The sequence below is a fragment of the Anabaena sp. UHCC 0399 genome, assembly GCF_034931465.1.
GTDB lineage: Bacteria > Cyanobacteriota > Cyanobacteriia > Cyanobacteriales > Nostocaceae > Trichormus > Trichormus minutissimus.
In genome coordinates this window covers 18451-30843 of record NZ_JAYGGZ010000004.1, presented here as the reverse complement: position 1 = coordinate 30843, position 12393 = coordinate 18451, and the positions used below count along the sequence as shown (strand labels likewise).

The following is a 12393-nucleotide window of genomic DNA, read 5'->3' as shown; positions in this document are numbered from 1 at the left end:
TTTTTCCTTTAGTTTGACTAAAACCTACTCAGTAGCTACAAACTGAAAGTCTAGGTACTTGTATCAGGGGTCTACATCTGAGGAGATAACAGTTGTGCTAAAAACTATTTTGGTGGCTCTCGATGGTTCGGAAACTGCAACACAAGTAATTCAAGCTTTAGATGATTTGGTTTTATCACCAGAGACTAGGGTGATATTGTGTCATGTTTTTTCCACAGCAGAGTCAGAAATAGACTTACCAGCTGATCGTCCTCAACCCCAGTCTTTGAGATTTTCCGCTTTCCAAATTGAACAGCAATTACAATCTTTTCAAGAACAGTTATCAGTTAAAAGTCAAATTGAAATAGTAGCTGGTAATCCAGCCGAAGAAATTATTCGTCTTGCTAATATCTACAAAGCAGATTTAATTATTATTGGCAGTCGTGGTTTAACAGGTATGACAAGGATTGTCTTGGGTTCTGTGAGTAGTCAAGTAGTGGAAGAAGCGGCTTGTTCAGTGTTGGTAGTGAAGCCAAATTAAAATTAGGTAAAGGCACATGAGATGATGTCATGACCACAACTCCGGCAGTCACTAAGAAATTTACCGTTGCAGAGTACCTAGCTTATGATGATGGGACTGATACTCGCTACGAGCTGGTCAATGGGGAACTAGTTCCTATGAGTTTAGGAAGTGGACTACATGGAGCGATCGCAGAATTTCTCAATGATTTTTTTCGTGATGAAATTCTCCGCTTAAAATTAAACTGGACTTCTAAGCAAATGGTGGTTGGTGTCCGTTCTCCCCGTGCTGGTAAATGGGATACATCCAGAATTCCAGATGTGGTTGTGCTTCCAGTATCTCAGTGGCGAGAATTGAGAAACCGAGGAGCAGTGATTGAACTCAATGAACCACCTCCTTTATTGGTGGTAGAAGTTGTCAGTGAGTCAACCAAAACTGTAGATTATCGAGCCAAAAGAGTTGAGTATAACGTTCTTAACATTCCCGAATATTGGATTGTTGATCCTTTAATTAACAAAGTTACTGTTTTTACTCTAATTGAGGATTTGTACGAACCTGCGGAATTTGTTGATGCAGAACGCATTCAATCTTCTACTTTTCCAGACTTACAATTAACAGTTGAGCAAGTATTCTCTGCGGGTGATGAGCAGTAATTAAACCTTGCTGTGAGACTCGGTGAGAAACTGGCGCAAACTCAATAAACTGACAGTTTGCCCCAAATTTAAGGGTAGTAATGATATTCCCTCGACGCGAGATTGTACCCAACCGTCTCCCCAATACCATTCATGAAATCCATCAATACCGCCACTGAGTAACAAACGTAGACAATTGGATTTGGCGACATCTACCCGATGATGAATAGCGATCGCTCCAGTCCAGGTAGTAAACTCCAATCCTGCGGTCAGTTCATCTGGTATTCCTGGCGCAAATCGTTGCCCTATCAGCCATTTTCCCAGTTGCTCGGTGCGTAATAGACTATCATGTATGGCATTGGCTGATGCTTCTATTTCTATTCGCAGTTGGGTGTGTTGAAAAGTACCTAGCATTTGTAGAAGCTCGATGACAGCAGTTTCTATAGTAATTCTAAATCATGGGTAAAGAATAAGGGAGATAGAATGAGTTGGGCGTTTATTCGTAATCGATTATGGATACTTCTAACATAGAGCTAGGCGCAAGTAAGAAATCTAGTTAAGAAAAAATCTTATTACTTTGCTCTTAAGCTTTCCTTATAAGGATTTTAGTTGCCATTACTGGTTAACTTCCTTGCTCAGTATTGGCTTGGATAGAGAGATAGAAGTAAAAAGTCACTTTTTCTAAAGGGTGTTGACACCCCTTGTTTTTTTATGTATCTTCAAAGTATATACGTCAGACAAACGATTATTGAAAAGGTTTTGCTGCGGAAACACAAAATTGGGCGTATAAATCGCTAATACAGCTTTGGGAGAAGATTATGACAGCAGTTGTAGCTAAATGGGGAAACAGTTTAGCTGTTAGGATTCCTAGATCGATAGCTGAACAAGCACACGTAACTGAAGGAACAGATATCAATTTTAGTGTTGAAGGCAATAGCATAGTAATTACACCAAAGAGACGAAAAAAATATACGCTTGATGAATTACTTGAAGGGATGACCCCTGATAATTTTTATCCAGAATTTGAAACAGGTGACGCTGTGGGGAATGAAGCTTGGTAGTGAAGCCGCCTTACTTTCCCAATAGAGGAGACATTGTTAAATTAGAGTTTGGCTCTGCAAAACAGTTCACGGCTGAATCAATTCAGCGTGTATTTACCCTTCGTAATTCTGGAATGTCATTTGATGATATTGCCATAACACTAAATAACGAGCTACAACAACAAGGGCGTGAGCAAACTGGCTATCGCCCTGTTCTTGTTATATCTCCAATTAAGTACAATCAAATGGCTTCTTTAGTTTTAGCTTGTCCTATAACTACTAACCCGAAGGGGCTTAAGTTTGAAGTTCCCCTTATTGAAGGAATGAAAACAAAAGGGGTTGTGTTAGCAGATCAAATTAAAACACTAGATTGGAAAGCTAGAAAAGTAAAATTTGTTGAAAGTTTAACAGAAGATTTAATAGAAGAAGTACAAGCAAAACTCGAAACATTAATTTTATAGAAAAAACAATTGTGTTAATTATGAGTTGAATGCCTGACCCTCATTGCATTTTGCCTTGATGTCGTGATATATGCGGAAGACGACATCACGGTTTTAGTTGGTAATTTCAAGGTTGTAGCCCAAACTCGTTGCTATTACACTCGACTCAAAGAGTGGTAATTCAGAGTTTTACTTGTAATGCGTAAGGGTGACTCTCATTTATTCAAAGCAATATACCGCGATCGCTCACAGACAAAACCAATTTAACATTACCGAAACTATACACAAGTTGATAAGTATTATTTTAAACATTTGTTTTCTCCTACGCAAACCTACCCCCCTGCTTGCTCGGCTTGACCGCACAATAGAGATACTCAGTCCCACCAGCCGAAACCCCTGTACATCAAACTTGTAAATGAATAAAGAAACGAGATTTTCCTACTTTTTCCTTACTTAGGATGGTTGACTTCAAACTATCAACAGAAAATTATGAAAAGTCTCTGTTTCTACTAGATATACTTGCGTAAGTGGTGTATAAGTTAAGTTTTGTTATACTAAATATTACTTGAAACCCGACGCTAAAGAGCAAGGGCGTTTGTTGAGACACTATTATTGGTAAGGTTTTCATGGCGGATCAATTAATTCGCGCCACAGCAGCCGACGGTGGAATTCGTGCAGTGGGTGTGATCACCACGCGCTTAACAGAAGATGCACGGCAACGCCACAAGCTTTCTTACGTAGCAACGGCGGCTCTGGGGCGGACGATGGCAGCAGGTTTGTTGATGGCTTCTAGTATGAAGCGTTCTGGCTCTAGGGTTAACGTCCGGGTCAAGGGTGATGGGCCGTTGGGCGGTATATTAGTCGATGCTGGCTTAGATGGGACAGTGCGGGGCTATGTGGGTAATCCATCTGTGGAATTGCCTCCCAATACTAAGGGCAAACTAGATGTTGGGGGTGCAGTTGGTGATGGGTATCTCTATGTGGTCAGAGATATCGGTTACGGCTACCCTTACTCTAGTACAGTAGAACTAGTTTCGGGGGAAATTGGTGATGATGTGGCTCACTACCTCGTAAATTCTGAGCAAACACCTTCAGCATTGGTTTTAGGTGTGTTTGTTGGTGCTGGTGGGGTGACAGCATCTGGCGGATTATTAGTGCAGGTGTTGCCTAAAGCTTCCAGAGATGAAGAATTAGTGGCAAAATTGGAATCGCGGGTAGCAGCTTTATCAGGGTTCACGCCGTTATTGCAAGCTGGTAAGACTTTGCCAGAAATCTTTAACGATCTATTAGGTGACATGGGTTTAAATATCTTCCCGGAAAGCCAAATTTTGCGCTTCCACTGTGGATGCTCGTTTGACCGAGTGTTAGGAGCATTAAAAATGTTGGGAGAAGCCGAGTTGCAAGATATGATTGTTAAAGATGATGGGGCTGAAGCAACTTGTGACTTTTGTGGCAGCGTTTATCAAGCTAGTAGTGATCATCTAGCTCAACTGATTGTGGATTTGCAAACTGAATCTTCGGTTTCAGGATAAGGTATACAAGGACGCTGAATCTCAGAATTATTAATGCTATCTGTGGGGATTGATTATGTAACAAGTAGCTTTTTAAATATGAGAAAGTTACTCTGGCGAAAATCGAATTATCATTCTAAAACAGATAGCTATTCAACTATTTTGGTGTGAGAGATGACAGAGCGGGATATCCCAGAAAGTTGGCATCCAACCAGAGGAATAAATCCAGATGAGAAGGAAAGATTATCGCGAACCCAAAAGGTCGGTGATCACCAAGCATCTGGTATCCCAGCTACTGGTTCTTATGATTCAGTCAAGCAGCGAACAGAGCATAATACCGAAGGATTACCTATTAAGGATCAATCCGACGTAACTCAGAGAGTCAAGAAAAGTTATATTAAGTTGCCAGGCTGGATGAAAGGCTGGGTGGCGTGGGCTTTATTGTTAACGCTTATTCCAGGTGGTGTGGCATTTATGGCGACGGCGATGCTACTGAAGTTACCAACTGCTCCCAATTGTCCGGCAATTTTTTGGCCTCTGGCTAGTGCTTCGGTGCGGTTACATTGCGCCCAGTTAGCCGCTTCTAAACAAACAGTTAACGATTTACTACAAGCGATCGCCTTAGTTAATCAACTGCCTCCAGATCACCCACTGCGGGGAGAAATTGATCGTTTGTTAGAGGTTTGGTCACAGGATATTTTGAAACTGGCTGATGGGAGTTTTCAAGCCGGAAAAATAGAAGAAGCGATCGCCACTGCTCGTAAAATACCCCAAGACCTACCAACTTATAAAGTAGTAGATGAACAAATTTCCAAGTGGGAAACTATTTGGGCTAAAGCAGAAGGCATATATAAGAACGCAGAAGAAGAACTGCGTCAACAGCGTTGGCAATCAGCGTTTATGGTGTCATCGAAGCTGCTGCGTGTAGACAATAAATACTGGTCAAGCGTTAAATATGACGAACTAAATGGCATTATTACTTCAGCTAAAGAAGATGTTGATAAGCTAGACAAAGCTGAAACATTAGCGAGTAGTAAGGTAGTTGATAATTACGTAGAAGCAATTAAATTAGCTGAGTCAGTTGGCAAAAATAGTTACTTGTATCAAAAAGCCCAAGAACTCATCCCCGCCTATGGACGCAAAATGCTAGAGTTAGCCCAGGCAAAAATGGCTGAACGGGATGCAGATACAGCCTTAGATATTGCCAGACAAATTCCGGAAATTACTGGGTTGCGAATAGAAGTTGAAGACTTCATCGCCTTAGCTGACGCGAAAAGGAGTGCATGGATAGGCAATATAACTGGTTTAGAAGCAGCAATTATCCAGGCACAACAAATAGAGCCATCACGACCAGTCTATAATGAAGCCCAACAACTAATCTCCCGATGGCGGTTAGAAATAGAAGATGTGTCTCGGCTAGAAAAAGCGCGGATGCTGGCAAATCAAGGCACAATTAACGATTTAAGCGCAGCTATTGCCGAAGCACAGCTAATACCTACAAGCAATCCCCGTGGTTCAGAAGCTAGACAAGACATCAACCGTTGGCAAGCACAGGTAGAAACTATTGAAGACAGACCTTATTTAGAAAGGGCTGAACAAATAGCCTTTTTAGGTGATATTAATTCTTTACAAGCTGCGATCGCCGAAGCTAGTCAAATTCGTCAGGGTCGGGCCTTGTATCCAGAAGCACGCCGCAGAATTAGAACTTGGGTAGGGAGAGTACAGCGCATCCAAGACCAGCCATTATTAGATCAAGCGCGAGACTTGGCACAAACTGGAGATTTGGCGGCTGCAATTAACGCTGCTAGACCCCTAGCATCTTCCGGGCGATCGCTTGCTGGTGAAGCAAAAACAGCCATAGAAGATTGGCAAGGTCAAATTCGCGCTAGGGAAAACTGGTCACAAGCCAAGGCTGTAGCACAGACTGGTACACCCGAAGCTTTGGTTGAAGCAATCCGAATAGCTGATAAAGTTTCAAACAACAGCATCTTGCGGATGGATGCGAATATAGCTATTGAGCAATGGAGTCAGCAAATATTAGATATTGCCCGTACTCAAGGTAGTTCAGATATAGCCAAAGGTATTGAAACTGCCCGATTAGTTCCACGTGGTACTTCTGTGTATAGTGCAGCGCAAGAACAAATTAAAACTTGGCAACAATTTCTCAATCCTCAACCTGAGCAATTGATACCTTCGATTATTAATACTCCGTAAAGAGGGGACAGGGGACAGGGGACAGGTGCAGGGCAAACGCATCTAAATTACTCTTGATCACAACGAAGGTTAAAAACCAATGAAAAAATGAGGATTTCGCGTTTGATTATTTTTTAAGCCCCAAGTAATCGCCAAATATTTTCGCAATAAGCAAGGACTAATGACATTGTTTTTAAGTATATTCTCAATAGATGTTGCTTGTTGACATGATGCGGCCGCCCTGGGGACAGGTGACAGGTGACAGGGGGAGAGTAACTCATCCCTCTTTCCTTACGCGCAGGATTTGTTCAATCATGCGATTAACTTGGGAAGCATAACTACCACCAAATAAATTGAAGTGATTCAAAATGTGATACAGGTTATACAGGGTTTTGCGAGTTTCGTAGCCTGCATCTAAAGGGAATACTTCGTTATAACCTTGGTAAAAAGCGGCTGGAAAACCACCGAAAAGTTCTGTCATTGCAATATCAACTTCGCGATCGCCAAAATAAGTTGCTGGATCAAATATCACTGGTTCACCAGCAACCGTACACCCAGCATTTCCACCCCATAAGTCACCGTGTACTAAGGAAGGTTGGACTTGGTAATCTGCCAATAAATCAGGAATAGCTGCTAGTAAATCATCTTGTTTGGGAAAGTTACCACCCCGTCGTCTTGCTAATTGGAACTGATAGCCAAGACGGTGTTTAGCATAAAATTCTACCCAGTCTGCTGTCCAAGTGTTGATTTGGGGTGTAGAACCGATGGTGTTATTCATCTCCCAGCCGAAACCTTGCTGGCTGGTGGCCTTGTGCATCGCTGCTAACTTGCGTCCCATTTCCGCCCAGGATTTGCTGTTACCTCCTCCCATTTCCAGCCATTCCAGGACAATATAACCAGAGTTCCCAGCTATACCCCAGCAAATCGGTTTTGGTACGAGAATTGTATTAGTATCGTACATCTGCTGTAACCCCAGCATCTCCGCCTCAAACATGGCAACTAGAGACGCTTGGTTGAGCTTGACAAAGTACGTCATTTGACCATCGGAGACAGCGTAACCTTGGTTAATACAACCACCACTAAGCGATCGCCTGTGTTGACTCTGAAATTTTTCGCCAGTTACCCGGCTAATATGGGCATCGATTTCAGTCCACATCATTAAATTGGGGAGAAGGGAATGAGAAACTTATGTATTCTCCCACACCCCACTCACTACTCACTAATTCATTCTGGTTTGATTACAACTACACCATAGGCTTCTGGGCAAAGGTATTGATTAGCTGCTAAGAGTAAATCTTGGGCTGCTTGAGCTTGAATATGGGCTGGGTAGTTAAATGCTGGTTCTAAATCTCCTACCAATGAATGATAAAAACCATATAAGCCGGTGCGATCGCTTGGGGTTTCGTTGGCGAAAATAAATCTGTTAGCTACACGCTTCTGTACACGGGCGATTTCTTTTTCTGTGACTAATTCTGTTTGTAACCTACGGATGTGTTCTGCGATCGCTTCTTCTACAGCTTGTAAATTTTCTACTTCACACTTAGCAGAAATATAAAATGTCCCTTGTAGACGATTACTCATATTGCTCACGCCAATAGAAGAGACTAACCCCCGTTCTTCCCGCAAGTCCTGAACTAATCTTGATGTCCTTCCGTGCGCCAAAATTCCTGCTAACACATCCAATCCATAAGTTTGCTCTAGCTGATTCATTCCTGGAACTCGCCACAGCATGACTAATCTTGCTTGCTGGAGACTTTCATCAATAAATTCCTGGCGGACAATTTCGGTAAACGCAGGTTCGAGATTAAGGGACTGGGAACTGGGGACTGGGGACTGGGTAATGGGATTGTTTTGGGTGAATCCTTCGGCGATGATTGCGATTAATTCTTCTTCAGGTAAATTACCAACAGCTACCGCCGTCATGGAGCGGGGTTGATACCAAGTATGGTGGAAATCTCTCATCTGCTGGGCTGTCAGTTGGGAAATCACAGATTCAGGCCCCAAGACTGGACGGCGATAAGGTAACTCTGCAAAAGCTGCTTCCATCGACCGGCGAAAGGTGCGGCGGCGGGGGTTATCTTCAGAGCGTCTGATTTCTTCTAAAACTACCAATCGTTCCCGTTCAAATGCTTCATCGGGAATACTGGCATTTAATACTACATCCATTTGCAGGGGAGCTAGTTCAGCAAAATCCTTGGGGGCGGTGGTGATGTAGTAATGAGTGTAATCTTGACTCGTGGCAGCGTTGGTGACAGCACCACATTCTTCTATTTGTCGTTCAAACTCACCGCTAGCAATTCGCTCAGTTCCCTTAAAAATCATATGCTCTAAAAAGTGAGCCATACCGTTAATTTCATCAGACTCCACTGCTGAACCAATGTTGATCCACAAGTTAAGGTTCACAGCTTCCACTGGCATTTGTTCAACTATGATGGTCAAGCCATTGGGCAACTTATGTATTTTGGGGGCGTTAAGACGCGGAAACTTTAACAGGGTTGAGGTCATGGATAGTGGTGAGTGAAGATAGCTCTTACTTCTATATCTTAAGTTGCCCGAATAAACCAAGTGAATTTTCTGAACCTTACTTAAAAAATCCACCTAACTAACAGGTGGATTTCAATAGTTACAAGTAGCATTCAAGCTACAAATTGCAAATGAGTTTAAATCACTTGAATTAAAGTCGTAAATTATTATTCGGATATCCATTTCCAGAGTTTATAAGCACCAAAGCCGACAGCCGCAGCCGCAGCCGCAGGTGCTGCAACTGTAATAGCAACACCTGCTACCATTCCACCTCCAACTGTTGCCCCAACTGCTGCTAATCCAGAAGTTATTCCAGCTGCGCTCAACCCGGCAACACTTCCAGCCGCAGCCACTGTACCAACAGCTCCAGCAGTACCAGCCAATGCACCTACAGTTGTCATGTTTCTTCCAACAGAACGAGCTTCACGTTCATCATCAGGAAGGCTTTCATCATCCATCAACACCTGACTCATAGCTATTTTTGTAACAGCAGCAGGAGCTAAACCAAGCGCAGCAATACCCATAACTGCACCACCACCAACGACTCCGCCTACTGTAGCTAGGCCTGACATAATCCCCGCTCCACTTAACCCGGCGGCTGCTCCAGCAGCACCAACAACACCGATACTACCTGCAACGGCTGCTCCACTTCCAGATGCTCCCACTCCAACTGCGCCTGCATTTTTTACTTGTTCACTTGCGTGTAGACCCGTTTTGCACCATGTAGCAAAGTGTTCGCAATTATTATCAAATAGGTCGTAAGCATTTTCCTCTAATCTGCTTTCAGCACGCCAAACTACAATATCTGGTGTATCGCATTGACCATACTTTTTTACAACAACGGTTACTCCAGACGCTCGCCAGGCATAATTTTCAATAACAGTTCATTTTTTCCAACAACAAAGCTTTCGCTAAACCTCTGCGCCTATGTGCGTAAACATCCGCGCTCCTACCCTGCGGGAACGCCTAACAACGAATGCGGTTCAAAATCAAATCCATATTTCCCAATAAATTAGGTACTGGAAAGCTGTTTAGTACCTATTTATCCATTCCTATAGCGATATCACAGTTTCAGCCGATTCTCCCGGTGCGTGACGAGAGCGAAGATGTAAGGTGATTTCCGTATCAAGTCGTTTCAGGAAAATGAGGAGTTTACCTTCGCTGAACCGTTGAAACTCTCCTTTCATTAAATGAGATACTTCTGGTTGAGGAATGCCAAGAAGTTCGCTAATTTCACGCTGTTTCAGGTTGCGTTGTTTCAAAAGGCGCAGTACCTGAATCCCTATTTTACCCCGTGTAAAGAGTTCATCTGCATTGGACAAACCGAGGTCAGCAAATATGTTACCACTGCTTTCTTCAAAAACGGATTCCTGTGTCATTGTTGTTTCTCCCTTGCTACCGCATCCTTATAGCGTTGTTTAATCAGGTCAACATCAGCCTGTGGGGTTTTAATACCCTGCTTTGATTTCTTTTGAAAAGCGTGCAGGACATAGATTTGTTCTCCAATCTTTACTGCATAAACAGCCCTATAAGTATCGGTATCATAGCGTTTGACGATTTCATACACGCCACTTCCAACCCTCTTAAAAGGCTTGGCATCCATTGGTGTTTCTCCTGCTTGCACCAATTGCAGTGCATATCCTACTGATGCACGCACCTCTTCAGGAAATGAGCGGATATTTTTAAGAGAGTCTCCCATCCAAACAATCGGTCGTAAAGGAATTTCTATAATATCCTCGTCATTGTTCATTTTATATGAAATTTCCTATAAAACAAGTCAGACAATATCATAAAATTTTCCAAGCTGCATAGGTTTCTTCTTCGGCGATCGCCTCTACTTCACTGCGATTAGCTTGTAAAATTATGAGTAACAATATTAATTTTTGTAACACTCATATTAATGTCTAATATTTTTGTTGATCAAAGTAAACCTCGTGTAGTCGTCATTGGTGCAGGAATTGGTGGACTGACGGCGGCTGCATTATTAGCCCATCGTGGTTACAGCGTGTTAATTTTAGACCAAGCCATTGTCCCAGGTGGCTGTGCTTCCACATTTAAACGCCAAGGATTTACCTTTGATGTTGGTGCAACCCAGGTAGCAGGGTTAGAACCAGGAGGAATCCATCATCGGATATTTTCGGAACTGGAAATAGATTTACCAGATGCAACCCCTTGTGACCCGGCTTGTGCAGTCTTTTTACCTGGGGAAAATACACCGATTAATGTCTGGCGTGACCCTGAGAAATGGCGGGAAGAACGGCAAAGACAGTTTCCTGGTAGCGAACCGTTTTGGCAACTGATGGCGACTCTATTTAATGCCAGTTGGGAATTCCAAGGACGTGACCCAGTTCTACCACCGCGTAATTTATGGGATTTGGGTCAGTTAATTCAAGCAGTACGTCCGAGTACATTTATTACTGCACCCTTCACCTTGTTAACTGTGGGTGATGCTTTAAGGTTATTTGGGTTGGGAAATGACCGACGACTGCGGACATTTTTAGATTTGCAACTCAAGCTATATTCTCAAGTCAGTGCGGAGGAAACAGCTTTACTTTACGCCGCTACAGCCTTGAGTGTATCCCAACTACCCCAAGGATTATTCCATCTTCAGGGTAGTATGCAGGTATTAAGCGATCGCCTAGTTGAAGCTTTAGAAAGAGACGGTGGTAAATTATTAATGCGCCACACTGTCGAAAAAATCACAGTCGAAAATGGCAAAGCTGCGGCTGTTGTCATCAGAAATCAAAAAACAGGCGAAGTTTGGACGGAAACCGCAGATCATGTAGTTGCTAACGTCACCGTTCAAAACTTAGTGCAACTATTAGGAGAAAAAGCCCCTTTTGGCTATAAACAGCGTGTGGAAAAGCTACCCCAAGCATCCGGCGCGTTTGTGGTGTATTTGGGTGTAGATGCTAGTGCTATACCTCTGGATTGTCCGCCACACTTACAGTTTATGTATGATGCTGATGGAGAGATTGGGGAGAATAATTCTTTGTTTGTGTCAGTCAGTCACGCGGGTGATGGTCGCGCACCAGAAGGGAAAGCCACAATTATCGCCTCATCCTTTGTAGACCCTGAACAGTGGTGGCGTACTGAAGATTATCCAGGACTCAAACAAAAGTTTACCCAAGAAGCGATCGCTAAACTAGCTCAATACTTCTATCTCAAACCAGAAACCATAGTTTATCAAGAAGCTGCCACGCCCCGCACTTTTGCCAATTTCACAGCCCGCGATCGCGGTATAGTTGGCGGTATTGGTCAAAGAATACCCACCTTTGGCCCCTTTGGTTTTGCTAATCGTACACCCATCCAGGCCTTATGGTTAGTCGGTGATTCCACCCATCCAGGAGAAGGTACAGCCGGGGTAAGTTATTCCGCCCTGACAGTCGTCAGACAAATTCAAGCGGAATCTTAATGTTACATACAACATATAAGGATATATTTATCCTAGACTTACGGGATGCGTAGATTAAATTGGCTTGTCGTCAGACATTGCCCTTGAGGACTTAGCACCAAACGGTGACATTCCATATAGCAAAAGATAGCGCATAACCA

At 43.1% G+C, this 12393-nt stretch carries 13 protein-coding genes; 7 read left to right on the top strand and 6 right to left on the bottom strand.

What is annotated here, in order from left to right:
* The first annotated feature begins 94 nt into the window (after positions 1 to 94).
* Both VB693_RS03090 and VB693_RS03085 read left to right on the top strand, forming a co-directional pair.
* Entirely contained in the window at positions 95 to 520 is a 426-nt protein-coding gene (locus tag VB693_RS03090; RefSeq protein WP_323265006.1) for a universal stress protein, read from the top strand.
* A gap of 29 nt (positions 521 to 549) precedes the next feature.
* Positions 550 to 1152 carry a Uma2 family endonuclease gene (locus VB693_RS03085; RefSeq protein WP_323265005.1) on the top strand — a complete coding sequence of 201 codons (603 nt, stop codon included), beginning with the start codon at positions 550 to 552 and terminating at the stop codon, positions 1150 to 1152.
* Here VB693_RS03085 and VB693_RS03080 read toward each other — a convergent pair whose 3' ends face one another.
* Entirely contained in the window at positions 1153 to 1545 is a 393-nt protein-coding gene (locus VB693_RS03080) for a hypothetical protein (protein ID WP_323265004.1), read from the bottom strand.
* A 404-nt stretch (positions 1546 to 1949) separates the two neighbouring features.
* Between VB693_RS03080 and VB693_RS03075 the strand changes: the two genes are divergently transcribed.
* The 4 genes from VB693_RS03075 (at position 1950) to VB693_RS03060 (ending at position 6336) form a co-directional block, all read left to right on the top strand.
* Complete coding sequence (locus VB693_RS03075) at positions 1950 to 2192, top strand: AbrB/MazE/SpoVT family DNA-binding domain-containing protein (protein ID WP_323265003.1); 243 nt, start codon at positions 1950 to 1952, stop codon at positions 2190 to 2192.
* Entirely contained in the window at positions 2192 to 2632 is a 441-nt protein-coding gene (locus VB693_RS03070) for a type II toxin-antitoxin system PemK/MazF family toxin (protein ID WP_323265002.1), read from the top strand. Before VB693_RS03075 ends, VB693_RS03070 begins: the two co-directional genes overlap by 1 nt.
* A gap of 605 nt (positions 2633 to 3237) precedes the next feature.
* Positions 3238 to 4143: an Hsp33 family molecular chaperone HslO gene (gene hslO, locus VB693_RS03065; protein ID WP_323265001.1), complete on the top strand. Its 906-nt coding sequence runs from the start codon at positions 3238 to 3240 to the stop codon at positions 4141 to 4143.
* Positions 4144 to 4296: 153 nt separating this feature from the next.
* On the top strand, positions 4297 to 6336 hold the full coding sequence (locus VB693_RS03060) for a chromosome segregation ATPase (protein ID WP_323265000.1): 2040 nt from the start codon (positions 4297 to 4299) through the stop codon (positions 6334 to 6336).
* Positions 6337 to 6592: 256 nt separating this feature from the next.
* On the opposite strand, the gene VB693_RS03055 is transcribed toward VB693_RS03060, so the two are convergent.
* The 5 genes from VB693_RS03055 to VB693_RS03030 all read right to left on the bottom strand — a co-directional run bounded on the left by VB693_RS03055 (position 6593) and on the right by VB693_RS03030 (position 10588).
* On the bottom strand, positions 6593 to 7471 hold the full coding sequence (locus VB693_RS03055; RefSeq protein ID WP_323265118.1) for a fructosamine kinase family protein: 879 nt from the start codon (positions 7469 to 7471) through the stop codon (positions 6593 to 6595).
* Between the two features lie 68 nt (positions 7472 to 7539).
* Positions 7540 to 8820, bottom strand: a complete 1281-nt coding sequence (locus tag VB693_RS03050; RefSeq protein WP_323264999.1) for a pitrilysin family protein — start codon at positions 8818 to 8820, stop codon at positions 7540 to 7542.
* 185 nt (positions 8821 to 9005) lie between these two features.
* Entirely contained in the window at positions 9006 to 9503 is a 498-nt protein-coding gene (locus VB693_RS03045; RefSeq protein WP_323264998.1) for a hypothetical protein, read from the bottom strand.
* 387 nt (positions 9504 to 9890) lie between these two features.
* Positions 9891 to 10217 (bottom strand): helix-turn-helix domain-containing protein, encoded by a 327-nt coding sequence (locus VB693_RS03035; protein WP_323264997.1) that lies wholly within the window; start codon positions 10215 to 10217, stop codon positions 9891 to 9893.
* Positions 10214 to 10588: a type II toxin-antitoxin system RelE/ParE family toxin gene (locus tag VB693_RS03030; RefSeq protein ID WP_323264996.1), complete on the bottom strand. Its 375-nt coding sequence runs from the start codon at positions 10586 to 10588 to the stop codon at positions 10214 to 10216. The genes VB693_RS03035 and VB693_RS03030 overlap by 4 nt, the downstream gene beginning before the upstream one ends.
* 150 nt (positions 10589 to 10738) lie before the next feature.
* Here VB693_RS03030 and crtD point away from each other — a divergent pair, with 150 nt between their 5' ends.
* A complete protein-coding gene (gene crtD, locus VB693_RS03025; protein ID WP_323264995.1) occupies positions 10739 to 12253 on the top strand; it encodes a C-3',4' desaturase CrtD in 1515 nt (504 codons plus the stop codon).
* Positions 12254 to 12393: the final 140 nt, after the last annotated feature.

Bases quoted from the DNA above. Each gene is read 5' to 3' on its own strand.
- VB693_RS03085 (WP_323265005.1), top strand. From the start codon at position 550: ATGACCACAACTCCGGCAGTCACTAAGAAATTTACCGTTGCAGAGTAC.
- crtD (WP_323264995.1), top strand. From the start codon at position 10,739: ATGTCTAATATTTTTGTTGATCAAAGTAAACCTCGTGTAGTCGTCATT.
- VB693_RS03050 (WP_323264999.1), bottom strand. From the start codon at position 8,820: ATGACCTCAACCCTGTTAAAGTTTCCGCGTCTTAACGCCCCCAAAATA.
- VB693_RS03055 (WP_323265118.1), bottom strand. From the start codon at position 7,471: ATGTGGACTGAAATCGATGCCCATATTAGCCGGGTAACTGGCGAAAAA.
- VB693_RS03030 (WP_323264996.1), bottom strand. From the start codon at position 10,588: ATGAACAATGACGAGGATATTATAGAAATTCCTTTACGACCGATTGTT.
- VB693_RS03060 (WP_323265000.1), top strand. From the start codon at position 4,297: ATGACAGAGCGGGATATCCCAGAAAGTTGGCATCCAACCAGAGGAATA.
- hslO (WP_323265001.1), top strand. From the start codon at position 3,238: ATGGCGGATCAATTAATTCGCGCCACAGCAGCCGACGGTGGAATTCGT.
- VB693_RS03075 (WP_323265003.1), top strand. From the start codon at position 1,950: ATGACAGCAGTTGTAGCTAAATGGGGAAACAGTTTAGCTGTTAGGATT.
- VB693_RS03080 (WP_323265004.1), bottom strand. From the start codon at position 1,545: ATGCTAGGTACTTTTCAACACACCCAACTGCGAATAGAAATAGAAGCA.
- VB693_RS03035 (WP_323264997.1), bottom strand. From the start codon at position 10,217: ATGACACAGGAATCCGTTTTTGAAGAAAGCAGTGGTAACATATTTGCT.